Raw genomic sequence first — 21,736 nt, forward strand, 5'->3', positions numbered from 1 at the left:
TGTCACCGCAGCGGGAGGGTGCGCCCCCGCTCCCCGTCCGGCCGCGGGCCGTGGATGCGGCGGTCCGCCTCCTCGATCGGCACGTCGTCGATGCTCGCCTCGCGGCGGGTCATCAGGCCGTGCTCGTCGAACTCCCAGAGCTCGTTGCCGTAGGAGCGCCACCACTGTCCGCCGGCGTCGCGGGACTCGTACTGGAAGCGGACGGCGATGCGGTTGCCGTCGAAGGCCCACAGGTCCTTGCGCAGGGCGTACTCCCGCTCGCGCGCCCACTTGGCGGTGAGGAAGGCGACGATCTCGGCACGGCCGGTGAGGAAGATGTCGCGGTTGCGCCAGACGGAGTCCTCCGCGTAGGCGAGGGCGACCTGGTGGGGATCGCGGGTGTTCCAGGCGTCCTCGGCGGCCTGCACCTTCTGTGCCGCCGTCGCGCGGGTGAAGGGCGGCAGGGGTGGACGGTCGGTCATGGATCCTCCCGGGGCTACGGAAGAGAACGTACGTTCTCCACGCGGCTGCTACCGTAGGAGAACGCTGGTTCTCGCGTCAAGGAGTGGTCGTGCATGGACAGTTCACAGGCCCGGGAACGGGCGCTGGACGCCGCCGAGGAACTCTTCTACGGGCGGGGCGTGCAGTCCGTCGGCATGGACGACGTGCGCAGCGCCTCCGGGGTCTCGCTCAAGCGGCTCTACCAGCTGTTCCCCGCGAAGGAGCGACTGGTGGAGGCGTATCTGGAGCGGCGCGACACGCGCTGGCGCGGGCGGCTGGCCGCGTACGTCGAGGGTCACGAGGGGGCGCAGGACCGGATCCTGGCCGTGTTCGACTGGCTGGGCCGGTGGTTCGGCGAGCCCGGCTTCCGGGGCTGCGCGTGGATCAACGCCTACGGCGAACTGGGTGCCACGTCCGCGCCGGTGGCGGACCGGGTGCGGGCGCACAAGCGGGCGTTCCGGGAGTACCTCGACTCCCTCGCCGCCGCCGCGGGGCTGCCCGCCTCGGTGGGCGGGCAGCTGTTCCTGCTGGCGGAGGGCGCGATGGTCACGGCCGGCGTCACCGGCAGCGCGAAGCCCGCGACCGAGGCGAGGGAGGCGGCCCGCCTGCTGCTGCGGGCCGCGTGAGCGGGGTGGCGGGCCCCGGCGTCAGCCCACCGTCTCCGAGACCGTGATGGCGCTCACCGGGCAGGCCCGGGCCGCTTCCCGCAGCAGAGGGCTGTCGCCACCGTCCTGCCGGCCGGGCAGCAGAGTGCTGTAGCCGTCGTCGTCCTGGGTGAACACGTCCGGGGCGGTCAGGGCGCACTGGCCCGCGCCGATGCAGACGTCCTTGTCGATGTCGATGCGCATGTCCGGAAGCCTCTACCAGGTCACGGGAAGTTCCAGCATCCCCTGGATCGTGTCGCCCGGTTTGCAGGGGATCTCCTCGGCCGGGACGGCCAGACGGAGTGTGGGCAGCCGGTCGAAGAGGGTGCGCAGGGCGATCTCCAGCTCGGCCCGGGCGAGGTTCTGGCCGAGGCACTGGTGGATGCCGTAGCCGAACGCGACATGGTGACGGGCCGGGCGGTGCCAGTCGAGTGTGTCCGGCTCGGGGTAGACCGTCTCGTCGCGGTTGATGACCGAGGTCGCGAAGATCACGCCGTCCCCCGCGCGGATCGTCGTCCCGGCCACCTCGATGTCCTCGACCGCCGTGCGCAGCAGGCCGTCCGCGATCGACAGCAGCCGCATCAGCTCCTCGACCGCGGCCGGCACCAGTTCCGGGTCGGCGCGCAGTTCGGCGAGCCGCTCGGGGTGCCGGAGCAGGGTGAAGGTGCCGAGGGAGATCATGTTGGCGGTGGTCTCGTGGCCCGCGACCAGCAGGATCAGGGCCAGGGCGATCAGGCCCTCGCGGTCGAGTCCGCCGTCGCGCGGCTGCCGTTGGACGAGATCGTCCAGCAGGCCCGTGCCGGGAACCTCGCGCTTGCGGTCGATCAGCTCCCCGAAGTACGTCTCCAGCCGGTCCCGGGCGTCCTGCACGTCGGCGGCGTCCGGACCGCGCAGCAGCCGCCGCGACTGGGCCTCGAAGAATTCGTGGTCGTCGTACGAGACGCCGAGCAGGGCGCAGATGACCATGGACGGGACGGGCAGCGCGAAGGCGCCGACCAGGTCGGCGGGCGGGCCCTGGGCGATCATCGCGTCGAGCCGCTCGTCGACGATCCGCTGGATGCGGGGCCTGAGTCCGGCGGCCCGCTTGAGGGTGAAGTCCCCGACGACCATGCGCCGCTGGGCGCGGTGCTCGGGGTCGTCGACGCCCAGCAGGGCGGTCCTGCGGTTGCGGAATCCGGTGAAGCGCGGGGTGGTCGCGGGGAAGCCGGGCCGGTCGCGGTCGGAGGACAGGCGTGGGTCGGCCAGCAGCGCGCGGGCGGTGGCGTGCCCGCTGACCAGCCAGGCCTCGCGGCCGTCGTAGAGGGTGACGCGGGTCAGGGGGCGCTCGGTGCGCAGCGGCTGGTAGGCGGTGGGCGGGTGGTAGGGGCAGGTCCGGCTCTGGGGGAAGACGACGGGTGCGGTCGTGTCCGTCATGAAGACCTCGCAGACGATGTGTGCGTCGTGCCGATCTTCATTAGATGCCTCGGGCACCTATGAGGCGACGTCAAGTTCGGCCAGGTCGGGGGTGACATGCAAGTTGGCCGGAGAATGCCGTCTTCCCCGTCCGAACGGCGGGGCCGGCCGGCCGCCCTTGGCGCGGCGGCGGCCGGTACCCGGGCCGGACGCACCGGCGCGGCAGCGAAAACCGGTTGTCGACGGGGTGGCTCGGAGCGCAGGATCCAGCCATGCCTTCCTCCGCCGCCTCCCCGAAGCTGTCCGCCGCCGCTCCCGCCGCGCGCCGACAGCAGCGGTCCGGCCGCCCCGGAGGGCCTGCAGCACCGCGGTCATGACCGCCGCGCTCGTGGCCGGGCTGCTCGCCGGGTACGGCATCGCCGTCCCCGTGGGCGCCGTCGGCACCTACCTCGTCTCCCTCACCGCCCGCACGTCCCTGCGCACCGGTGCCTGGGCCGCGCTCGGCGTCGCCACCGCCGACGGGATCTACGCCCTCGCCGCGACGCTCGGCGGTACGGCCCTGGCCGCCGCGCTGCGGCCGGTGCTCGGGCCGCTGCGGTGGGTCTGCGTGCTGGTGCTGCTCGGGCTCGCGGTGTGGGGCGCGGTCACCGCGCTGCGCGAGTACCGGAGCCACCGGTTCGCCACGCGGGCGGCCCCCGCTCCCCCGGGCCCCGCCCGGGCGTTCTGGGGACTGCTCGGCATCACCCTGCTCAACCCCACGACGGTGATCTACTTCGCCGCGCTCGTGCTCGGTTCGCAGGCCTCCGGCCCGGCCGGGCCGTGGGAGCAGGGCGTGTTCGTGCTGGCCGCCTTCGCGGCCTCCGCGAGCTGGCAGGTACTGCTCGCCCGGAGCGGTGCGCTGCTGGGCCGGGCGCTGACCGGGCCGCGGGGCCGGCTGGTGACGGCACTGGTCGCGAGCGGGGTGATGACGGCACTGGCCGTGCGGATGGCGGTGGCGCCGGGGTGAGGCGCCGGGCGGGCCGGATGATTCCGGGGCCTGCGGGTGTTGTAACGACCGGCGGTCAGCCGTGGACGCGACGATGGGACGGATGCCATGCCTCTCGAAGGCGAGTACGAACCGAGCCCGACCGGATGGGTGCGCAGGCAGGTGGAGCTGTACGAGAGCTCCGGCGGAACGCGGGGGACGACGCTGCAGGGCACGACGCTGCCGGTGGTCGTGCTGACGACCCGGGGCGCCCGGAGCGGGAAGCTGCGCAAGACGCCGGTGATGCGGGTGGAACACGAGGGGCGTTACGCCGCGGTGGCCTCCCTGGGCGGCGCCCCCAGACACCCCGTCTGGTACTTCAACCTCAAGGCCCACCCCCGCGCCGAGCTCCAGGACGGCCCCGTCAAGCAGGACATGACGGCCCGTGAGGTCACGGGTGAGGAGAAGGCCCGGTGGTGGGAGCGCGCCGTCGCGGCGTATCCGGCGTACGCCGACTACCAGAGGAAGACGGACCGGGAGATTCCGGTGTTCGTCCTGGAGCCGGTGCGGGAGGCCTGAGGCGAGGCGCCGACCGGGCGGCCGGGCAGGCCCGTCGTCGTAGCCGGCCCGGCGGGTCCGGGCGGTGCGCCGGCGCCACCGCCGCCGGACGCGGTGCCGGTCCGCGCCAGGGGCATGGAGGGCCGGGGCGGGCGGCCCTGCTCGGGCGTCGGACCGCGTGCGGCAAGGGCGCGGGCGAGGCTCGTCCTGATGCTCCCGGCCGCGTGCAGAAAGGGCTCGTTTTGATGCTCGGCCGCGTGCAGGAAGGGCTCGGGCGGCCTGGGCCGGGGCGCCTGCACGACCCCTCCTCGCCCCCGTCCAGGCACTTCACCGGGGCGGGGCGAGGCCCCGGTCCCGGAGGCCCGGGCTTTCGTGCGGGCCGCTTGCGGCCCCCGGCTCGGCCGCCCTCCCGGGCGGCCGGAAGGGAAGTTTCCGCACGGGGTGCATGAAGCGCCGCCGGGCGGGCACGCGTGGGTCAGGCCCCGCCGCGCTCCCCCGTCGCGGCGGGGCTTTCGGCTGCCTCGCGCCCCAGGCGGCGGTCGGTGACGTCGAGGAAGATCTGGCCGGCCTCGGGCACCGTGCTGGCGATGGAACGCTTGATGCGGACGGCGACCTCCTCCACGCGCTCGCTGTCCAGCCCCGGCACCAGGTCGACGCGGGCCGCCACCAGAGTCGAGTCCAGGCCCGTCTTCATCGTGAACAGCGCCTCCACGCTGTCTATCTCCGGCTGCGCCCGCAGCAGCTCCCGGATCCGCCCGCTCGCCTCCGGGTCGGCCGCCTCGCCGATCAGCTGGTCGCGGGCCTCCCGGCCCAGCCGGAAGGCGACGTAGACCAGCAGCGCGCCGATCGCGAGCGACGCGGCCGCCTCCCACACCACCTGCCCGGTGGCCATGTGCAGCGCCATGCCCACGATCGCCAGCGTGACGCCGAGCACCGCGGTGCCGTCCTCCGCGACCACCGTCCGCAGGGCCGGATCCCGCATCCCGGCGTGCGCGCCGCCCTGCCGGCGCACCTGGTACAGCGCGCGCAGCAGCGAACCGCCCTCCGCGAGGAGGGCGATGCCGAGCACGACGAGGCCGGCGACATAGCCCCCGAGGTCCTCCTCCGAGTCGCTCGTCAGGGCCTCGACGCCCTGGAAGAACGAGAAACATCCGCCCATCACGAAGATCCCGACCGCCGCGAGGAGCGACCAGAAGAACCGCTCCTTGCCGTAGCCGAAGGGATGCCGCCGGTCGGCGGGGCGGCGGCTGCGGCGCAGGGCCGCGAGCAGGAACACCTCGTTCAGGCTGTCGGCCACCGAATGGGCAGCCTCCGACAGCAGGGCGGGTGATCCCGCGGCGAGGCCGCCGACGGCCTTGGCGGCCGCGATCACCAGGTTGGCAGCGAGCGCCACCAGCACGGTGACGCGTGTCCTCCGATCAGATGCTTGTTCAGTCACCTCCGCCGATTGCCCCGGTCGGCGGTGCTCACACCGTGCCGTCCGCGGAAAACGGGGAACGCGTTCACCAGGAAACACGTACGGCAAGGAGGTCACCCCCATGAGCCGCGACGACGGCGACGACGGCAACAGCGCCTACGGGAGGAGGACGTTCAAGCGGTCCAAGGCGCACTTCGCGGACCGGGTCACGGCGGACGGCCGGGACGGCTGGCCGGTGGAGGCCGGCCGTTACCGCCTGGTCGTCAGCCGCGCCTGCCCGTGGGCGAGCCGGTCGCTGGTCTCCCGGCGGCTGCTCGGCCTGGAGGACGCGCTGTCGCTGGCCGTCGCCGATCCGATCCAGGACGACCGCAGCTGGCGCTTCACGCTGGACGAGGACGGCCGCGACCCGGTCCTCGGCATCCGCTATCTGAGTGAGGCGTACGACCGCCGGGAGACGGACCATCCGGGCGGGGTGAGCGTGCCGGCGCTCGTGGACGTCCCCAGCGGACGGCTCGTCACCAACGACTACCAGCAGCTCACGCTCGACCTCGCGACCGAGTGGACGGCCCTGCACCGGGACGGGGCACCGGACCTGTACCCGCACCGGCTGCGCGACGAGATCGACGAGGTGATGGCGGACGTCTACGAGGACGTCAACAACGGCGTGTACCGGGCCGGCTTCGCCACCGGGCAGGAGGAGTACGAGGCCGCCTGCGCGGGCGTGTTCCGACGGCTGGAGCTGCTCGCGGCCCGGCTGGAGCGGCAGCGGTACCTCGTCGGCGACACGATCACCGAGGCGGACATCCGGCTGTTCACCACGCTGGTCCGTTTCGACGCGGTCTACCACGGTCACTTCAAGTGCAACCGCTGGAAGCTGACGGAGAACCGGGTGCTGTGGGGATACGCGCGAGACCTCTACCAGACGCCCGGGTTCGGCGACACCGTCGACTTCGACCACATCAAGCGGCACTACTACCAGGTGCACACGGGCATCAACCCGACCCGTGTCGTGCCGCTGGGGCCGGACCTGTCCGGCTGGCTGACCCCGCACCACCGCGAGGAGCTGGGAGGCCGGCCGTTCGGCGACGGAACCCCGCCCGGGCCGGTCCGCCCCGAGGAGCGGATCCCCGCGGCGCACACCCCCTGACCACGTTCGACCCACTCTCATTCATCGAGGAGATCCCCGTGGCAAAGAAGAAGAAGATGTCCCTCGCCTACCAGCCGCTCGGATTCGTGCTCGGCTGGTCGGGCGGCTGGCTGGCCGGACTCGCCTTCCGCAAGGCGTGGATGGCGATCCGGCACGAGGAGGACGCGCCGGACGCGCTGGACAAGGACCGCGGCTGGGGCGAGGTCCTGCTGGCCGCCGCGATCCAGGGCGCCATCTTCGCCGTGGTGCGCAGCGCCGTGGACCGCGCGGGCGCCAAGGCGATCGAGCGGTCGACCGGCACGTGGCCGGCCGGCGAGAAGGGCGGCCGCGACTGACGCGGGCCGGCACCGCCGCGCAGCGGCCCCGCCCGGTCCGGGCGGGGCCGCTCCGTGCGCTCGGCCCGCGCTGACCGCGCTCTTCGTCGTGCTCGCCCGGGACGCGGTCCGTGACCTGCGCGGCGAGCTGCCCGCTCCCCTGCGCGCCCTGCTCCCGGTCGCGTGGGACCTCGGCGCCGATGGCCGCCGGACGTCCTCGGGGGATCGGTCGTTCATGTGGCCCTGGCCGGTGCCGTGTTCGGCCGCCGGACGGGGAGCGGTGCCGGGCCGGCGCACCGCTCCCCCGCCGGGTCAGCCCTGCTTCGGTGCCGTCGGGGTGGTGCGGCGCAGGATGAAGGAGTGGCCGGCCGGGTCCGCGTAACCGCGCTCCTCCAGGGGGCCCGAGGCGTCCTTGGCCTCCAGGGGGCGGCCGCCGAGGCTGACGACGCGGCGTTCGACTGCGTCGAGGTCGTCCACTACGAACTCCAGGTGGGCCTGGAGGGAGTTCTCCGGGCGCGGCCAGCTGGGCGGGGTGGCGTTGACGTCCCGGCGCAGTGCGATCCGGAAGCCGTCGGCGGTCCTGATCTCCACCCGGTTGGCGGTCGCGTCCGACTCCTCTCCCTCCAGCAGTTCCTTGTAGAACTCGGCGAGCTTCTCGGGCTCGGCGCAGTCGAGCACGAGGACCCCCGCTTTCACCAGTGCCATGTCTCCTCCGCAGGATTCCGGCCGCGGGGCGGTCGTGCCTCGCGACCCCGTACCTTGCGGATATCCCGGACCGGCCGATTCAGTCGGTGTTCAACCACCGTCCGTCGCGCATGAGTTCACGGCCGTCCAGCTCGTCGGCGAAGAGTTCGGCGTCCTGGTGGTCGGGGCGGTCGCCGCGGGGCTCAGCGGGCGGTCTGGAAGGTACGGCGGTAGGCCTGCGGGGAGACCCCGATCGCCGCGTGCAGATGCTGGCGCAGGGAGGCGCCGGTCGCGAAGCCGACCCTGCCGGCGATCTGGTCCACCGTCAGGTCGCTGGACTCCAGCAGGTGCCGGGCCCGGGAGACGCGCTGCTGGATGAGCCAGCGGCCGGGGCTGACCCCCACCTCGTCGTGGAAGCGGCGGGCGAAGGTGCGCTGGCTCATCCGGGCGTGGCCGGCGAGATCGGCCAGGGTGAGCGGCTCGCCGAGACGTTCCAGGGCCCAGGCCCGGGTGGCGGCGGTGCTCGCGGCGCCCTGCTCGGGGACGGGCTGCTCGATGTACTGGGCCTGGCCGCCGTCGCGGAACGGCGGGACGACGCAGCGGCGGGCGACGCTGTTGGCCAGCCTGCTGCCGTGGTCCTTACGGACGAGGTGGAGGCAGACGTCCACGCCGGAGGCGGCTCCGGCCGAGGTGAGGAACGGGTGGTCGTCGACGAAGAGGACGTCCGGGTCGAGGTCGACGCGCGGGAACATGCGCCGGAAGCGGTCGGCGACCTGCCAGTGGGTGGTCGCCCGGCGCCCGTCGAGGAACCCGGCCGCGGCCAGGACGAAGGCGCCCGTGCAGATGGAGACGATGCGCGTGCCCGGGCGGACGAGCGCGAGGGCGGCCAGGACGGGCCCGGGCACCTCCTCGGTGAGGTGGGCGGGCGCGATCGGGGCGATCACGACCGTGCCGGCCGTGGTCAGGATCTCGGGGCCGTGCTGCACGGTGACGCCGAAGTCGGCGTTGGTGCGCACGGGGCCGCCGTCGACCGAGCAGGTCAGCACCTCGTACCGGCCGTCGGCCGCGCCGAGGATCCGGCTGGGGATGCCCAGCTCGAAGGGGTAGACGCCGTCCAGGGCCAACACGACCACGCGTTCAGGCTGCATGGCACGATTCTATCGAATGTTGGCAATCTTGCCATGGCCGGAAGATGGGCGAACCGGCACGCTGGATCACCATGAGCACACAGAACACGATGCGAGCCATCAGCCAGGACGTCCTCGGCGGTCCCGAGGTCCTGAAGGAAGTGGAGATCGAGCGGCCGGTGCCGCGGGCGAACGAGGTGCTGGTCAGGGTGCGGGCCGCCGGGGTCAATCCGACCGACTGGAAGCACCGGGCGACCGGCGGGTTCCTGGGCGAACCGCCCTTCGTCCTCGGCTGGGACGTCTCCGGCGTGGTGGAGGCCGTCGGGATCGGGGTGGCGGCGTTCGTGCCGGGTGACGAGGTCTTCGGGATGCTGCCGTACCCGTTCGGGCACGGCTCGCACGCCGAGTACGTCATCGCGCCGGTGCGTGCCCTCGCGCGCAAGCCGGCCGGGATCGACCACGTCCAGGCGGGTGCGCTGCCGCTGGTCTCGCTCACCGCGTGGCAGGCGCTGACCGAGCACGCGGACGTGCGGCCCGGGCAGCGGGTGCTGATCCACGCAGCAGCGGGCGGGGTCGGGCACGTGGCCGTCCAGATCGCCAAGGAGCGTGGTGCGTACGTGATCGGCACCGCGAGCGCGGGCAAGCACGACTTCCTGCGCGAGCTCGGTGTGGACGAGGCGGTGGACTACCGGGAGACGGACTTCGCGGAGGCCGTGAAGGACGTCGACGTCGTGCTGGACACCATCGGCGGCGACACGTCCCTGCGCTCGCTGCGCGTGCTGCGGCCCGGCGGCGTGGTGGTCTCGATCCTGCCGGGCGGCTCGGACGAGTTCTACGAGGAGGCCGAGCGGCTCGGGGTCAGGGCGCTGCGCATGCTGGTGGACGCCGACCGCACGGGCATGGAGGCGATCGGACGACTCGCCGAGGCGGGCACGCTCCGCGCCACGATCGCGGGCACGTTCCCGCTGACGGCGGCGGCCGAGGCCCACACCCAGGGCGAAACGGGCCGCACGACGGGGAAGCTCGTGCTGGTGACCGACTGAGCGGACCGACACGGCGGTTCCGCCCCACCGGCCGGGCGGCCCCGCCTGCTCGAACGGCGGGGCAGCCTGGGTCGTGGGGCGGACGCCGCCGGGCGGCAGCCGCGGGCGGTCGTGCGGACCCCGCCGGTCGGGCGGACGCGGCCGGCGGGCGGGCGGGCGGGTGGACGCGACAGCCGGACGGGCAGCCCCGGGCGAACGTGCGGACCGAGTCGGTCAAGCAGCCCCGGCCGGTCGGGCAGCCCCAGCCGGGCGGCACTCCCGGCCGGTTGCCGCCCGGCACGCCAGGCCCGTGAGGGAGCTGGAGGAGCGGATGGGGCGGGACCTCACGACCCACCAGACCGAGCAGTTCCGTCAGGCTCTCGTGACGGCCTGGCACGCGTTGCCGTAGAGCGTCACTCGCACCCCGTAGCACGCCCGCGCTCACGACCGCGTACGCCCCCGCGCGAACCTCGGCCAACTCGCCTGTAATTCAAAGACATATGTCAATCGAACATGCTCAGATTCACTCGAAGGAGGGTAACTTGCAGGGCGGGGACCGGTTGTGAGGACCGACGCTCCCCTCCCCACGCACGGAGCAGGCTGGAGGCGATCTCGTCGTGCGGCAGGAACCTTCACCGCTCACCCGGCATCTGCGCGTTCGCCAGGAACGGGGGCACACGGTGCTGGAGTTCCGCGGCGAGATCGATCTCGCCGCGGCCACGGAGATCGCCCCGCACCTGGACCGGGAGACCGACCGCCCCGCCGCCCGGGTGGTGATCGACCTCAGCCGGATCGAGTTCTTCGACTGCTCGGGCCTGCGGCTGCTGTACCGGGCCCGCAGCCGGGTGCTCGACCGGCACGGCTCCCTGCTGCTGGTCTGCTCCCATCCGCTGACCCTGCGCGTGCTGCGGATCACCGGTCTGTCCCGGCTGCTGCCGCCGCAGCCGACGCTGCGCGCGGCGCTGGAACAGCCGGAGGCGACGCCCCGCCCGTGACGGGTGCGCGCCCCGGCGTGCCTCCACCGGGTCGTCGAATCCCCAACTCGCCGGTCTGACCGGGGACGTGGCGGGCATGCGGTGAGTAGGAAGGAGGGCCGTCGCATGACGACTCGCGTCAAGCGCCTCCCCAGGCGCATGCCCGGCTGGGCCAAGGTGGTGACAGCGCTCGTGGTGGTGCTCGTCGTGTTCTTCGCCGGGCTCCGGCTGAGCGTCGTCCCGGGTCTGAAGGACCTGTTCGGCAGCGAGACCCACGACCGGTCCGGCCCCGCGCTGCTGAAGTCCATCCAGGACATCAGCCGTTACGACGCCGCCTCCGGCAACTTCCAGGTCGTCGTCGACCTGGAGAAGGACGCCAAGTTGCTCCCGGACGCGATCCGCGGCACCCGCACCCTGTACGTCGGCGCGGGCACCGTCGACGCCTACGTCGACCTGGGCAAGGTCGGCGAGAACGACGTGCAGGTCAACGACGACCGCACGTCGGCCACGCTCCGGCTGCCCCACGCCCGCCTGGGCAAGCCGGCCCTCGACCCCGACCGCTCCTACGCCGTGTCCAAGCAGCGCGGTCTGTTCGACCGGCTCGGCGACCTCTTCTCGGACAACCCCAACGGCGAGCAGGCCGTGCAGCAGCTGGCGGTGCGGCACATCGGCGACGCGGCGAAGGAGAGCGAGCTGACCGCTCGCGCCGAGTCGAACACCACCGGCATGCTCCAAGGCCTGCTGCGCTCCCTGGGCTTCAAGGACGTACGCGTCTCGTACGGGAACTGACCGGCTCCCCCGCCAACCTCCAAAGCCGCTTCGTGGAGTGCTCCGGGGGAAGGCGGGAATCCGACGGGGGGAGAACGGGGAGCGACGGCATCGCCGGCGTTTCCCGGGGTAACCGCCGTAGCACGCAGGGAAGTTGAGGACTGGAGGACACATGGCCGGTGCAGCCGCACGACTCCGTAGCGAGGGGTCCCGGAGTGAGGGCTCCAGGAGCGAGCGGCGTCCGCTTCCGTGGCCCCTCCGGCTGCTGGCGACGCTGTGCGCCTTCGCGTTCATGGTCGCCTTCGCCGTGGTGCTGGCACGGCTGACCCTGCAGCCCTCGCCCGCCTCGGAGGCGCTGACGCACACCAATCTGCGGCCGGGCGACTCGCTCAGGGCCTATCTCGACCAGCCGGCACTGCGCGACGCGGTCAAGCAGATCGGCGGCAACATCCTGCTGGGCGTGCCCTTCGGCGTCCTGGTCCCCGTCGTCGCGCCCCGCACCCGCGGCATCCTCCGCGTGCTGCTCCTGACCGCCCTGGTGATGCTGCTGGTGGAGTTCGCCCAGGGCGCCCTGGTGACGGGCCGCGCCTTCGACATCGACGACGTCATCCTCAACACGACCGGCGCCCTGATCGGCTACCTGCTCCTGGGCCGCCGCCTCAGCCGCGCGGTACACGCCCGCAAGCCCCGCCGGGACCGGACACCGGCGAAGAACTGACGCCCGGGCCGCCCGTTACGCCCGTCCGCCTAGTGCACCGTCCACTTGAACTTGTCGCCGCCCACCCAGCGGACCACGTCCGGGTCGTCCAGGTCGTGGACCGTGATGCCGAACGCGGCCGCCGCCGCGAGGACGTCCGTGACGACCCTGGCCTCCCCGACCACCTGACCGTCGATCTCCACGATCCGGAACGGCGGTGTGCCCGGCTGCACCCCGAGCACCATGATCCGCGGATGGGACATGTACGGGCTCGCGCTTTCGGTCATGCATCGAGCGTAGAGCGGAACCGGCCGGAGCGCGGGTCGTGCGTCAGCGGCCCAGCAGGTCCAGCACGGCCGCCTCGACGGCCCCCTGGGTGGCCGGGCGCCCGAAGTCGCCGTGCTCGCCCAGCCGGGTGAGCGCGGGCGCGACGGTCCGCCCCTGCTCGAACAGCTCGAGGACGCGCGGGTCGATGTAGGAGGCCCGGCACACCGCGGGGGTGTTGCCGAGGTAGTGGCTGACCTCGCGTACGGCCCGCGCGGCCTGCCGGCGCCGGGCCGCGGCCGTGTCGCGGGCGGCCTCGGGGATGACGGCGAGCGCCACGGCGGCGAGGACGGTGGCGTGCCAGGCGCGGAAGTCCTTGGCCGTGATGCCGGCGCCGGACAGCCGGCGCAGCGCCCCGTTCAGGTCGGCGCCGTGCAGATCGTGCCAGGCCCGCCCCTCCCCGTACGCGAGCAGCCGCTCCCCCGGCTTCCGGCGCCGCCGCAGGGCCCGTACGACCGCGTGCGCCTGGTCGTCGACCAGGGCCCGGACGAGGTCGATCCCGCCCTTGGCCGGGGAGGCGAAGGCGATCTCGCCCCGGCCGCAGGTGACGTGCTCGCGCAGCATCGTCGTCAGGCCGTAGGTGCCGTTGTCGCGGGTGTGCCGGTCGCTGCCGATGCGGAAGAAGCCGAGGTCCAGCAGGCGTACCGCGCAGGCGGCGACGCGGGCCCGGCTCAGGCCGCGTCCGGCGAGGTCGGAGTCGACCCGGGCGCGCAGCTGCGGCAGGGTGCGCGCGACCTCGCGGACGTGCTCGTGCTTGGCCTGCTCCCGCTTGGCGCGGAACTCCTCGTGGTACAGGTACTGCCGCCGTCCGGCGTCGTCGGGGCCGACGGCCTGGAGGTGGCCGTTCGGGCGGCGGCAGATCCACACGTCGCGCCAGGCGGGCGGGATGACCAGGGCCTTGATCCGGGCGAGGTGCCCGGGGTCGGTCAGCGCCCGACCGTCGGCGTCCAGGTAGCGGAAGCCGCGCCCGTAGCGGACGCGGCGGAATCCGGGCTCGTCGCATGAGGTGGTGGGCAGTCTCACGGCGGCCCGCTCAGGGCCGTCGCCAGTCGTGGCTCGTCAGGTGGGAGCCGGCTTGCGGGCCCATCCGCAGCATGCCGCCGTCGACGCTCCAGGAGGCGCCGGTGACGTACGAGGCGTCCGGGCCTGCGAGGAAGGCGATGACGGCGGCGACCTCACGTGCGTCGCCGGGCCGGCCGAGCGGCACGCCGGGACGGCTCTCGGTGTGCGGGTCGGTGTCCTCCTGCCCGGTCATGGGCGTGGAGATCTCGCCGGGCGCGACGGCGTTGACGGTGATGCCGTACTCGGCGAGTTCCAGGGCCATGACCTGGGTGAGCAGGCCGAGGCCGCCCTTGGCGGCGCAGTAGGGGGCGGCGCCCACGCGCGGCTGGTGCTCGTGGACGGAGGTGACGTTGACGATCCGCCCGCCGTCGCCCTGCCGGATCATGTGCCGCGCGGCCTTCTGGCCGCACAGGAACGGCCCGACGAGGTCGACGTCGAGCACCTCGCGCACCGTGGACAGCTCCAGGTCGAGGAAGGGCGTCATGGTGCCGGTGCCGGCGTTGTTGACCAGCACGTCGATGCGGCCGAGGCCATCGCACAGCTCGTCGACCGCGTCGGCGGCGCCGGGCAGCCGGGTGAGGTCCATCCGGGCGATCTCGGCCCGCCGTCCGTGCGAGCGGACCTCCTCGGCCGTGGCCTGCGCGCCCTTCTCGTCGCTGTGCCAGGTGATGCCGACGTCCAGACCCGCCCGGGCCAGGCGGACTGCGGTGGCCCGGCCGATACCGGAGTCGGCGCCGGTGATCACGGCGACCTGGTCGCGGGACGCGGTGGGGGCGGACATGACAGGCCTCCTCGTCGAAGCGGTGGGACGAGGCATCGCAGTACCCGGGTGGGTACCGGGCAAACCGGTCGCTCGGCCGTGCGGCCCGGCGGACGCTGGGGAACTCTTGAGGTGGAGGTGGCGATGGACCCCGTCGAGGCACTGGACCGGATCGCCTTCCTGCTGGAGCGGTCCCTGGCGCCCACGTACCGTGTGCGCGCCTTCCGTACGGCGTCCCGGGTGCTCAAGGAGCTGGGCGGGGACGAGGTGCGCCGGCGGGCCGCGGACGGTTCGCTGGAGGGGCTCAAGGGGGTCGGCCCGAAGACCGCGCAGGTGGCGCGGGAGGCGCTGGCGGGGCAGGTGCCGGGCTATCTGGCGAAGCTTCGGGCCGAGGCGCAGGAGCCGCCGGCCGTGCGGGGCGGACAGGAGTTGCGGGCACTCCTGCGCGGGGACTGCCATCTGCACTCCGACTGGTCCGACGGCGGCAGCCCGATCGAGGAGATGGGGCGGGCCGCGGCGGCCCTGGGACACGAGTGGGCGGTGCTGACCGACCACTCGCCGCGGCTGACGGTGGCACGCGGCCTGTCGCCCGAGCGGCTGCGCGAGCAGCTGGACGTGGTGGCGGAACTCAACGGGACCTGGGCGCCGTTCCGCCTGCTCACCGGGATCGAGTGCGACATCCTGGAGGACGGCTCGCTCGACCAGGAGCCGGAGCTGCTGGAGCGGCTCGACGTCGTGGTGGTGTCGGTGCACTCCAAGCTCCGCATGGACGCCCGGTCGATGACCCGGCGGATGGTGGCCGCCGTGCGCAATCCGCATGCGGACGTGCTCGGGCACTGCACGGGCCGGCTGGTGACCGGGCGGGGGCGGCCGGAGTCGGAGTTCGACGCGGACGAGGTGTTCGCGGCGCTCGCGGAGACGGGCACGGCCCTGGAGATCAACAGCAGGCCGGAACGGCTCGACCCGCCGCGGCGGCTGCTGCGCCGGGCCGTCGAGGCGGGGGTGCTGTTCTCCGTCGACACCGACGCGCACGCGCCGGGGCAGCTGGACTGGCAGATCTACGGCTGCGCGCGGGCGGAGGAGTGCGGGGTGCCGCCCGAGCGGGTGGTGACCACCTGGTCCCTCGACGAACTGCTGGCCTGGACCCGTGAGCGGCGGATGCCTTCCGGCTGACTTGGTACTCACGCGGCCGGAGAGAAAGGAACCGCATCCATGGAACGCGCGGCCGTGTTCGATGTCGACGGCACCCTGGTCGACACCAATCATCTGCACGTCGTCGCCTGGTGGGAGGCCTTCCGGCAGGCGGGCCACCAGGTGCCGATGCACGCCGTCCACCGGGCGGTGGGCCTGCCGTCCGGCGACCTCGTCGCCCATCTGCTCGGCGACGACCGGGATGAGGACCAGGACGCGGCCATCAGCGCCGGGCACAAGGCGCTGTACGCGCAGTACTTCGACCGGCTGCCGGCGTTGCCGCGGGCCGGTGAGCTGCTGCGGCGGCTGCACGGCGACGGCTGGGCGGTGGTGCTGGCGACCTCGGCGGACGGCGCGGAGCTGAGCGCGCTGCGCCGGGCGATCGACGCGGACGACGCCATCACCGCCACGGCCAGCGCCGACGACGTCGACGCGGGCAAGCCCGCGCCCGAGCCGGTCGAGCATGCCCTGGAGCTGGCCGGGGTGCCGGCGGAGCGGGCGGTGTTCGTCGGTGACACGGTGTGGGACATGCGCGCGGGCAGCAGGGCCGGGGTGCGCTGCGTGGGTGTGCTGTGCGGCGGCATCCCTCGCGCGGACCTGGAGGAGGCGGGCGCGGACGCCGTCTACGCCGACCCGGCGCATCTGCTGTCCGCCCTCGACAGCGGTGCGCTGGCCTGACCCGGGGGTGAAACCCCCGGTCAGCCGGATACCCGCAAGCGCATGACGCGTGTGACGAGTGGGGAACGGCGGCGGGCGGGTGCCTTCCGCCGGCGGAAGGACCGGGACACGACGGCGGCCGCGACGGCCCCGCGGCGGATACGGAACCTGGAGCACGGGATCCGTGCCGTGCAGCCGGTGGACGCCGTACGGCGGGAGACCCGGGCGGCCCGGGACGCGGTGCGAGCGGCCTGGCGGGGCCCGGGCCGGGAACGGGATCTGGTCGTCCAGTCGCTGAAGGCGGCGGGCGCGGCCGTGATCGCCTGGCTGGTGAGCGGCGTCTGGATGGACGACCCGCTGGCGCTGATGGCGCCGTGGGTGGCGCTGGTGCTGGTGCAGGCCACCGTCTACAGCTCGCTGGTGCAGGGCGCCCGGCAGTTCGGCGCGATCTGCGTCGGCACCCTGCTCGCCTCGGCCGCGCAGGCCCTCACCGGCGACACCACCTGGGCGCTCGCCCTGTCGGTGCCGGTGCTGATGCTGCTCGCGAACTGGCCCCGCTTCGGCGACCAGGGCATCTACGCGGCGACCACCGCCCTGTTCACCTTGACCGCGGGCACCGTGAGCCTGTCCGGCGTCGGGCACCGGGTGGGGCAGGCCGCACTCGGCGCCGTCATCGGCGTCGCCGTGAACGCGCTGATCCTGCCGCCGATCCATCTGCGCGACGTGCGGGAGAACCTGGCGGCGCTCGCCCGGGAGGTCGGCGATGTGCTGCACACCGTCGCCGCCGACCTGCGCGAAGGCGACTGGGACGCGCAGACCGCCGCCGGCTGGCTCGGTGCCTCCGCCGGGCTGGAGCACCGTCTGGAGGCCCTGCACTCGGCGCGCCGGTGGAGCCAGGAGAGCCTGCGTCTGACCTACGCGCCCCTGCGCGCCCTGCACCGCGTCCCGCACGGGGCCGCCCTGCCGCCGGTGGAGGAGGACGAGCGGTTCGGCCGGGTCACCGGGCACGTCACGGCGCTGACCCGGGCCCTGGCGGTGTCCGTGGACGACAACCGGACGCCCGCCCCGCCCGAGGGCCGGGCCCTGCGGTCGTACGCGCGGATGCTGGAGCTCATCGGGGACGCGTGCCGGGCGCAGGCGGAGAGTCTGCGCGAGGGCAGCCTGCGCGGCCGGCCCGACGACGAGACCGAGAAGACGCTGCGCGAACTCCACGAGGAACTGCAGGACAGGCTGCGCGGGCACGCCCGGGAGGGCGCCGAGCACACGGCGGTGCTCGGCACGCTGCTGCTGCAGGCGGAGAACCTCTGGGCGGAGACCATGCCGGCGACCGTGCCCGACGGCGAAGGACGGTGACGCACCTCACGCGGTGGAGCGGGCGCCCACGGAACACCCGGAGATGGTTGCCCGTTGAACCACACGTGGGTGCGGATGGGACAGTGTCCCCGGGCCTCACCATTCGCCCACAGGGACGATCGTCCGGCTGAAGCCCTGTGGAGCCCCTCGCCGAGAGGCGACCGCCATCCGTGCCCACGTCCCAGCCGCCCCGGCCGTGATTCCCCCGTCCCGGCCGGGGCTTCCTTCTGCCCACGTGCAATCCGGCCCACCCGGGTACTCGGTGGTCTCTCGCGGAACCACACGGCCGAGAGGAGCCAGAGGTGAGCAGCACAACGGGCATGAGGGTCGTCGTCACGGGCGCCACGGGCAACGTGGGCACGAGCGTGGTGCGTCTCCTCTCCGAGGATCCCGAGGTCGGGTCCGTGCTGGGCCTGGCCCGGCGGCTCCCCGACTGGTCGCCCCCGAAGACGGACTGGGACGCGGTCGACCTGGCCGCCGAGCGGTCCGGTCTGGTGGAGCGGTTCCGGGGCGCCGACGCGGTCGTCCACCTGGCCTGGGCCTTCCAGCCGACGCATGACCCGGCGGCGACCTGGCGCACCAACGTGCTGGGCAGCATGCGGGTGTTCGAGGCGGTGGCCGAGGCCGGGGTGCCGGCCCTGGTGCACGCCTCGTCGGTCGGCGCGTACTCCCCCGGTCCGAAGGACGAGGCGGTGGACGAGTCGTGGCCGACGCACGGCTGGCCGGACGCCGCGTACTGCCGGGAGAAGGCCTATCTGGAGCGCGCGCTGGACACGTTCGAACGCGACCATCCCGCCACGCGGGTGGTGCGGATGCGTCCGGCGTTCCTGTTCAAGTGGGAGTCGGCGAGCGAGCAGCGCCGGATCTTCGGCGGCAGGTTCCTGCCGGGCCCGCTGGCCCGCCCGGAGCTGCTGCCCTTCCTGCCCGACATCCCGGGCCTGCGGGTGCAGGCGCTGCACACGGACGACGCGGCCCGGGCCTACCGGCTGGCCGTGCACCGGGACGTCCGCGGGCCCTTCAACCTGGCCGCCGATCCCCCGGTCGACGCGCGGCTGCTGGGCGAGATGCTCGGGGCGCGCCCGGTGCGGCTGCCGCGCACGGCGGCCCGGTCGGCGATCGCGGCCGCCTGGGGTCTGCACCTGCTGCCCGCCTCGCCGCACCTGTTCGACGCGGTGCTGCGGCTGCCCCTGATGGACTCCACCCGGGCCCGCACCGAGCTGGGCTGGGAGCCCGAGCGCACGGCGACGGAGGTGCTCCGCGAGTTCTTCGAGGGCCTCCAGCAGGGCGGCGGAGCGCGGACCGAACCGATGCGGGGACGCAAGGTGGGGTGAACTGCGCTGGTGCGACGGACGTCCCGACGCCCCGGTCCCGATGCCACGGACGCCCAGGACGCCCGTGGCATCGGACCCGGAAAAGGTTCGAGGGCCGCGGCCGACCCCCACAGTCGGCCGCGGCCCTCGGTGTGTGCCCTCCTCGGCCTCAGCCGGAGGGCTCGTCCGGCACCGGGTCCTCGGTCTGTCCCGTACCCGAGCTCGGTGCCCCTTGCCGGCCCGTCCCCGCCTCGTCGGTGTCGGGGACGTCACCGGCCGGCTCGCCGGACCCGTCGGCCCGGTCCTCGTCGTCCTTGCCGGTACCCGTGAAGCGGGGTGCGACCTCCCACGGGTCCTCGCCGGCGTCGGCCTGCTGGTCCGGCATGTCGCGCGGAACGGGATCACCGTTCTCGCCGGGTGCGTCGAGGCGGTGGTCGGTCACGGCGTACTCCCTTCGGTCGTCGGGCGCCTCGCGAGTACCTCCGCCGTGATCGGCGAAACCTCAGCGCGGCGCCCGCTCCTGCAGCGCCGTGCGCCACGCCGGGAGCGGGGACTCCGGCGCGGGGTCGGGGCGCCGTCCGCCACGCGCGAAGAAGTCGGCGAGCGGCAGGATCGCGGCGCCGACCGTGACCGCGTCGGGCCCGAGCCGGCCGAGGTCGACGGTCACCTTCCCGGCCGGGTGGCGCAGCGCGTACGACAGGGCGTGGCGGCGTACGGCGGGCAGGAAGCGGGAGCCGAGCGCCAGGCCCGCCCAGCCGCCGATGAGGATGCGCTCGGGCTGGAAGAGGTTGATCAGGTCGGACAGGCCCGCGCCCAGGTACTCGGCGGTCTCCTCCAGGACGGCCAGCGCGACCGGGTCGGGCTCACCGTCCCCGGCCGGGTAGGCCGCGGCGAGCATCGCGGTGAGGGCGGTCTCCTCGTCGGTGCCCGCCGGGATGCGGCCGCCCTCCTCCCGCCAGCGGGCGAGCAGCGACTCGGCGCCCGCGTAGGCCTCCAGGCAGCCGAGCGCCCCGCACCGGCAGCGGCGGCCCCGCACCCGTACGGTCAGGTGCCCCCATTCGACCGCCCGGCCCTGGTCGGCCTCGGGGGTGACGAGGCTGGCGCCGACGCCGGAGCCGAAGAGGACCACGACGGCGTTGCGGGCGCCGCGTCCGGCGCCGAACCACATCTCCGCCTGGCCCAGGGTCTTGGCGCCGTTGTCGATGACGTACGGCACGGTGTCCGGCAGCGGGGAGCCGGTGCGCAGCAGGGCCTCCAGCGGGACGGCGTCCCAGCCGATGGTCTGACCGTGCACCACCGCGCCGCGGTCGGGGGTGCGCTCGACGATGCCGGGGACGCCGATGCCGACACCGAGGAGCCGCTCGGGGGCGAGTCCGGCCGCGTCGAGCACCTCGGCGATGCCGTGACGGATGTGGTCGACGATGACCTCGACCTCGTACCGCTGCGGGGTGAGCGGACGCTCGGCGCGGGCCAGCTCGGTCAGGGTGAGGTCGAACAGCTCGACCCGCACGCGGGTCTCGCCGACGTCGACGCCGATCATGTGGCCGCTGCCGGGCGCGACGCGCAGCAGGGTGCGTGGGCGGCCGCCGTCGGAGTCGACGCTACCGGCCTCCTCGACCAGCCCGTCGGCGACCAGGTCGGCGACGACGTTGCTGACCGACCCCGAGCTCAGGCCGGTCACCGGGCCGAGTTCGAAGCGGCTGAGCGGGCCGTCGAAGTAGAGCCGTTGCAGTACGGCCGCGCGGTTGGCCCGCCTGAGATCGCGTACCGTGCGCCCGTTCCGCCCCGCCATGTGGCTCCTTCTTCCGCATCCCCGGTCCGACCAGCAACATACCGTCGGGGCCCGGCGCGGCGCGACATTCCTCCAACCCTTATTTCACGATGTGAGCTAACCGACCCGGCCTAGGAGGCCTCCGTGATGTCGTCCAGCGCCGCGACGAGTTCCGGGGCGACGGTCTCCCGCACCCGGCGCCGCTGCTCCTCGCCGACCGCGCGCGGGACCGTCTCGGTCAGCATGATCAGGTACAGGTAGGCGCGGTACAGGGCGAGGCGCCGGCGGGCCGGAACGTCGAACACGGCCCGGCCGCCGGCCTCCCGGTAGCCCGCGAGGAACGCCTCGTCCCGCCGGATGTCCCCCAGCAGCGCCAGGGAGACGAAGTCGGCCAGGGGATCGCCCCAGAACATGCGCTCGCCGTCGACGAGGCCACCGACGCGGGCCCGCCCGGCCGAGCGGTCGACGAGGATGTTGCCCCGCCACAGGTCGAAGTGGACCAGGCACGGGACGGTGACCTCGTCGAGGGCGCCGTACGCGGACGCGGCGGTGCGGGCCACCGCGTCGGGGGGCCGGGGCAGCCATGCCCCGTAGCGCCGGGCGTCGTCGAGCACGGCGTCGAACATCGCCGTGAACGCGGTCCGCCAGTCGGGCGCGAGCGGGCCGAGGGCGCCGGAGGGGTAGCCGAAGCCCGGGCCCGTCACGCGGTGCAGCCGGGCCACCTGGCGTCCCAGCTCGGTCCGCAGGCCGGTGTGTTCGGCGTCGGTGAGCGTGCCGTCCCACGGCTCGCCCGGGCAGGCCGTCATCAGCAGGAAGCCGTCGCCGCCGGCCACCAGGTGCGGTGCGGTGACCCCGGCGCGGGCGGCCGAGCGGTAGAACTCCGCTTCCGATACCAGCAGTTCGCGCTCGTGCCGCAGGCCCGGGACGGCGGCGCCGGGCGGGACCTTCAGCACGTAGCGGCTGCCGTCGGTCAGGCGCAGTTCCTCGACGGTGTTGTACGTGCCGCCGGTCATCGGGGCGAGGTGGGCGAGGCGGCCGGGGTCCAGGCCCGCCTGCCGAAGGACGAGCCGGGCCCGTTCCCAGGAGTCCACCACCGTGGCCCACCCCTCCCCCGCGTCCG

At 73.9% G+C, this 21,736-nt stretch carries 25 protein-coding genes and 1 pseudogene; 14 read left to right on the forward strand and 12 right to left on the reverse strand.

The genetic code is table 11. The annotated features are described in order from the left end of the window. Positions 1-2: 2 nt before the first annotated feature. Positions 3-461, reverse strand: coding sequence for a nuclear transport factor 2 family protein (locus ABTZ58_RS06665; protein ID WP_351351104.1), 459 nt, complete (start codon positions 459-461; stop codon positions 3-5). Between the two features lie 93 nt (positions 462-554). Here ABTZ58_RS06665 and ABTZ58_RS06670 point away from each other — a divergent pair, with 93 nt between their 5' ends. Beyond that, complete coding sequence (locus tag ABTZ58_RS06670) at positions 555-1,106, forward strand: TetR/AcrR family transcriptional regulator (protein WP_351351107.1); 552 nt, start codon at positions 555-557, stop codon at positions 1,104-1,106. 21 nt (positions 1,107-1,127) lie between these two features. On the opposite strand, the gene ABTZ58_RS06675 is transcribed toward ABTZ58_RS06670, so the two are convergent. Further along, complete coding sequence (locus tag ABTZ58_RS06675; protein WP_351351110.1) at positions 1,128-1,328, reverse strand: ferredoxin; 201 nt, start codon at positions 1,326-1,328, stop codon at positions 1,128-1,130. A 12-nt stretch (positions 1,329-1,340) separates the two neighbouring features. Further along, a complete protein-coding gene (locus tag ABTZ58_RS06680) occupies positions 1,341-2,537 on the reverse strand; it encodes a cytochrome P450 (protein ID WP_351351113.1) in 1,197 nt (398 codons plus the stop codon). A gap of 352 nt (positions 2,538-2,889) precedes the next feature. Here ABTZ58_RS06680 and ABTZ58_RS06685 point away from each other — a divergent pair, with 352 nt between their 5' ends. Beyond that, on the forward strand, positions 2,890-3,522 hold the full coding sequence (locus tag ABTZ58_RS06685; protein ID WP_351351116.1) for a LysE/ArgO family amino acid transporter: 633 nt from the start codon (positions 2,890-2,892) through the stop codon (positions 3,520-3,522). Between the two features lie 87 nt (positions 3,523-3,609). Beyond that, complete coding sequence (locus tag ABTZ58_RS06690; protein WP_351351119.1) at positions 3,610-4,059, forward strand: nitroreductase family deazaflavin-dependent oxidoreductase; 450 nt, start codon at positions 3,610-3,612, stop codon at positions 4,057-4,059. Between the two features lie 454 nt (positions 4,060-4,513). On the opposite strand, the gene ABTZ58_RS06695 is transcribed toward ABTZ58_RS06690, so the two are convergent. Next, complete coding sequence (locus tag ABTZ58_RS06695; RefSeq protein ID WP_351351122.1) at positions 4,514-5,437, reverse strand: cation diffusion facilitator family transporter; 924 nt, start codon at positions 5,435-5,437, stop codon at positions 4,514-4,516. Between the two features lie 139 nt (positions 5,438-5,576). Here ABTZ58_RS06695 and ABTZ58_RS06700 point away from each other — a divergent pair, with 139 nt between their 5' ends. After that, entirely contained in the window at positions 5,577-6,602 is a 1,026-nt protein-coding gene (locus ABTZ58_RS06700; RefSeq protein ID WP_351351124.1) for a glutathione S-transferase family protein, read from the forward strand. A 38-nt stretch (positions 6,603-6,640) separates the two neighbouring features. Beyond that, the gene (locus ABTZ58_RS06705; RefSeq protein WP_351351127.1) at positions 6,641-6,937 is read left to right on the forward strand and encodes a DUF4235 domain-containing protein; all 297 of its coding nucleotides are present in this window, start codon (positions 6,641-6,643) and stop codon (positions 6,935-6,937) included. Positions 6,938-7,228: 291 nt separating this feature from the next. On the opposite strand, the gene ABTZ58_RS06710 is transcribed toward ABTZ58_RS06705, so the two are convergent. Both ABTZ58_RS06710 and ABTZ58_RS06715 read right to left on the reverse strand, forming a co-directional pair. Further along, positions 7,229-7,621 (reverse strand): VOC family protein, encoded by a 393-nt coding sequence (locus ABTZ58_RS06710; protein WP_351351130.1) that lies wholly within the window; start codon positions 7,619-7,621, stop codon positions 7,229-7,231. Positions 7,622-7,803: 182 nt separating this feature from the next. Continuing rightward, on the reverse strand, positions 7,804-8,748 hold the full coding sequence (locus ABTZ58_RS06715) for a GlxA family transcriptional regulator (RefSeq protein ID WP_351351133.1): 945 nt from the start codon (positions 8,746-8,748) through the stop codon (positions 7,804-7,806). A 71-nt stretch (positions 8,749-8,819) separates the two neighbouring features. On the opposite strand from ABTZ58_RS06715, the gene ABTZ58_RS06720 reads away from it, so the two are divergent. The 5 genes and pseudogenes from ABTZ58_RS06720 (at position 8,820) to ABTZ58_RS06740 (ending at position 12,209) form a co-directional block, all read left to right on the forward strand. After that, on the forward strand, positions 8,820-9,770 hold the full coding sequence (locus tag ABTZ58_RS06720; protein ID WP_351351136.1) for an NADP-dependent oxidoreductase: 951 nt from the start codon (positions 8,820-8,822) through the stop codon (positions 9,768-9,770). A gap of 277 nt (positions 9,771-10,047) precedes the next feature. Further along, positions 10,048-10,158: pseudogene (locus ABTZ58_RS06725) on the forward strand (MarR family transcriptional regulator); the annotation flags it as partial. Between the two features lie 208 nt (positions 10,159-10,366). Beyond that, a complete protein-coding gene (locus tag ABTZ58_RS06730) occupies positions 10,367-10,744 on the forward strand; it encodes an anti-sigma factor antagonist (RefSeq protein ID WP_351351139.1) in 378 nt (125 codons plus the stop codon). Between the two features lie 105 nt (positions 10,745-10,849). Further along, positions 10,850-11,512 carry a DUF4230 domain-containing protein gene (locus ABTZ58_RS06735; protein WP_351351142.1) on the forward strand — a complete coding sequence of 221 codons (663 nt, stop codon included), beginning with the start codon at positions 10,850-10,852 and terminating at the stop codon, positions 11,510-11,512. Between the two features lie 151 nt (positions 11,513-11,663). Beyond that, a complete protein-coding gene (locus ABTZ58_RS06740; RefSeq protein WP_351351145.1) occupies positions 11,664-12,209 on the forward strand; it encodes a VanZ family protein in 546 nt (181 codons plus the stop codon). 29 nt (positions 12,210-12,238) lie between these two features. Here ABTZ58_RS06740 and ABTZ58_RS06745 read toward each other — a convergent pair whose 3' ends face one another. Genes ABTZ58_RS06745 through ABTZ58_RS06755 form a run of 3 tightly spaced genes read right to left on the reverse strand, consistent with a single transcriptional unit; the run spans position 12,239 to position 14,355 of the window. Continuing rightward, positions 12,239-12,475 carry a hypothetical protein gene (locus ABTZ58_RS06745; RefSeq protein WP_351351148.1) on the reverse strand — a complete coding sequence of 79 codons (237 nt, stop codon included), beginning with the start codon at positions 12,473-12,475 and terminating at the stop codon, positions 12,239-12,241. 43 nt (positions 12,476-12,518) lie between these two features. Continuing rightward, positions 12,519-13,535 (reverse strand): DNA topoisomerase IB, encoded by a 1,017-nt coding sequence (locus tag ABTZ58_RS06750; protein ID WP_351351151.1) that lies wholly within the window; start codon positions 13,533-13,535, stop codon positions 12,519-12,521. Positions 13,536-13,545: 10 nt separating this feature from the next. Then, the gene (locus ABTZ58_RS06755; RefSeq protein WP_351351154.1) at positions 13,546-14,355 is read right to left on the reverse strand and encodes an SDR family oxidoreductase; all 810 of its coding nucleotides are present in this window, start codon (positions 14,353-14,355) and stop codon (positions 13,546-13,548) included. A 123-nt stretch (positions 14,356-14,478) separates the two neighbouring features. Here ABTZ58_RS06755 and ABTZ58_RS06760 point away from each other — a divergent pair, with 123 nt between their 5' ends. From ABTZ58_RS06760 to ABTZ58_RS06775, 4 genes are all read left to right on the forward strand, one after another. Further along, positions 14,479-15,507, forward strand: coding sequence for a PHP domain-containing protein (locus tag ABTZ58_RS06760; protein ID WP_351351157.1), 1,029 nt, complete (start codon positions 14,479-14,481; stop codon positions 15,505-15,507). A gap of 39 nt (positions 15,508-15,546) precedes the next feature. Continuing rightward, positions 15,547-16,203, forward strand: coding sequence for an HAD family hydrolase (locus ABTZ58_RS06765; RefSeq protein WP_351351160.1), 657 nt, complete (start codon positions 15,547-15,549; stop codon positions 16,201-16,203). Positions 16,204-16,245: 42 nt separating this feature from the next. Beyond that, on the forward strand, positions 16,246-17,535 hold the full coding sequence (locus ABTZ58_RS06770) for an FUSC family protein (protein WP_351351163.1): 1,290 nt from the start codon (positions 16,246-16,248) through the stop codon (positions 17,533-17,535). A 302-nt stretch (positions 17,536-17,837) separates the two neighbouring features. Beyond that, positions 17,838-18,866, forward strand: a complete 1,029-nt coding sequence (locus ABTZ58_RS06775) for an SDR family oxidoreductase (protein WP_351351166.1) — start codon at positions 17,838-17,840, stop codon at positions 18,864-18,866. 148 nt (positions 18,867-19,014) lie between these two features. On the opposite strand, the gene ABTZ58_RS06780 is transcribed toward ABTZ58_RS06775, so the two are convergent. From ABTZ58_RS06780 to ABTZ58_RS06790, 3 genes are all read right to left on the reverse strand, one after another. Continuing rightward, entirely contained in the window at positions 19,015-19,287 is a 273-nt protein-coding gene (locus ABTZ58_RS06780) for a hypothetical protein (RefSeq protein WP_351351168.1), read from the reverse strand. 60 nt (positions 19,288-19,347) lie between these two features. Then, a complete protein-coding gene (locus ABTZ58_RS06785; RefSeq protein ID WP_351351171.1) occupies positions 19,348-20,637 on the reverse strand; it encodes an ROK family transcriptional regulator in 1,290 nt (429 codons plus the stop codon). A 110-nt stretch (positions 20,638-20,747) separates the two neighbouring features. Beyond that, entirely contained in the window at positions 20,748-21,710 is a 963-nt protein-coding gene (locus tag ABTZ58_RS06790; protein ID WP_351351174.1) for a phosphotransferase family protein, read from the reverse strand. Between the last annotated feature and the right edge of the window lie 26 nt (positions 21,711-21,736).

The organism is Streptomyces sp. NPDC094143, from assembly GCF_040303825.1.
Lineage (GTDB): Bacteria > Actinomycetota > Actinomycetes > Streptomycetales > Streptomycetaceae > Streptomyces.

Bases quoted from the DNA above. Each gene is read 5' to 3' on its own strand.
- ABTZ58_RS06665 (WP_351351104.1), bottom strand. From the start codon at position 461: ATGACCGACCGTCCACCCCTGCCGCCCTTCACCCGCGCGACGGCGGCA.
- ABTZ58_RS06670 (WP_351351107.1), top strand. From the start codon at position 555: ATGGACAGTTCACAGGCCCGGGAACGGGCGCTGGACGCCGCCGAGGAA.
- ABTZ58_RS06675 (WP_351351110.1), bottom strand. From the start codon at position 1,328: ATGCGCATCGACATCGACAAGGACGTCTGCATCGGCGCGGGCCAGTGC.
- ABTZ58_RS06680 (WP_351351113.1), bottom strand. From the start codon at position 2,537: ATGACGGACACGACCGCACCCGTCGTCTTCCCCCAGAGCCGGACCTGC.
- ABTZ58_RS06685 (WP_351351116.1), top strand. From the start codon at position 2,890: ATGACCGCCGCGCTCGTGGCCGGGCTGCTCGCCGGGTACGGCATCGCC.
- ABTZ58_RS06690 (WP_351351119.1), top strand. From the start codon at position 3,610: ATGCCTCTCGAAGGCGAGTACGAACCGAGCCCGACCGGATGGGTGCGC.
- ABTZ58_RS06700 (WP_351351124.1), top strand. From the start codon at position 5,577: ATGAGCCGCGACGACGGCGACGACGGCAACAGCGCCTACGGGAGGAGG.
- ABTZ58_RS06710 (WP_351351130.1), bottom strand. From the start codon at position 7,621: ATGGCACTGGTGAAAGCGGGGGTCCTCGTGCTCGACTGCGCCGAGCCC.
- ABTZ58_RS06715 (WP_351351133.1), bottom strand. From the start codon at position 8,748: ATGCAGCCTGAACGCGTGGTCGTGTTGGCCCTGGACGGCGTCTACCCC.
- ABTZ58_RS06720 (WP_351351136.1), top strand. From the start codon at position 8,820: ATGAGCACACAGAACACGATGCGAGCCATCAGCCAGGACGTCCTCGGC.
- ABTZ58_RS06735 (WP_351351142.1), top strand. From the start codon at position 10,850: ATGACGACTCGCGTCAAGCGCCTCCCCAGGCGCATGCCCGGCTGGGCC.
- ABTZ58_RS06740 (WP_351351145.1), top strand. From the start codon at position 11,664: ATGGCCGGTGCAGCCGCACGACTCCGTAGCGAGGGGTCCCGGAGTGAG.
- ABTZ58_RS06745 (WP_351351148.1), bottom strand. From the start codon at position 12,475: ATGACCGAAAGCGCGAGCCCGTACATGTCCCATCCGCGGATCATGGTG.
- ABTZ58_RS06755 (WP_351351154.1), bottom strand. From the start codon at position 14,355: ATGTCCGCCCCCACCGCGTCCCGCGACCAGGTCGCCGTGATCACCGGC.
- ABTZ58_RS06760 (WP_351351157.1), top strand. From the start codon at position 14,479: ATGGACCCCGTCGAGGCACTGGACCGGATCGCCTTCCTGCTGGAGCGG.
- ABTZ58_RS06765 (WP_351351160.1), top strand. From the start codon at position 15,547: ATGGAACGCGCGGCCGTGTTCGATGTCGACGGCACCCTGGTCGACACC.
- ABTZ58_RS06770 (WP_351351163.1), top strand. From the start codon at position 16,246: ATGACGCGTGTGACGAGTGGGGAACGGCGGCGGGCGGGTGCCTTCCGC.
- ABTZ58_RS06785 (WP_351351171.1), bottom strand. From the start codon at position 20,637: ATGGCGGGGCGGAACGGGCGCACGGTACGCGATCTCAGGCGGGCCAAC.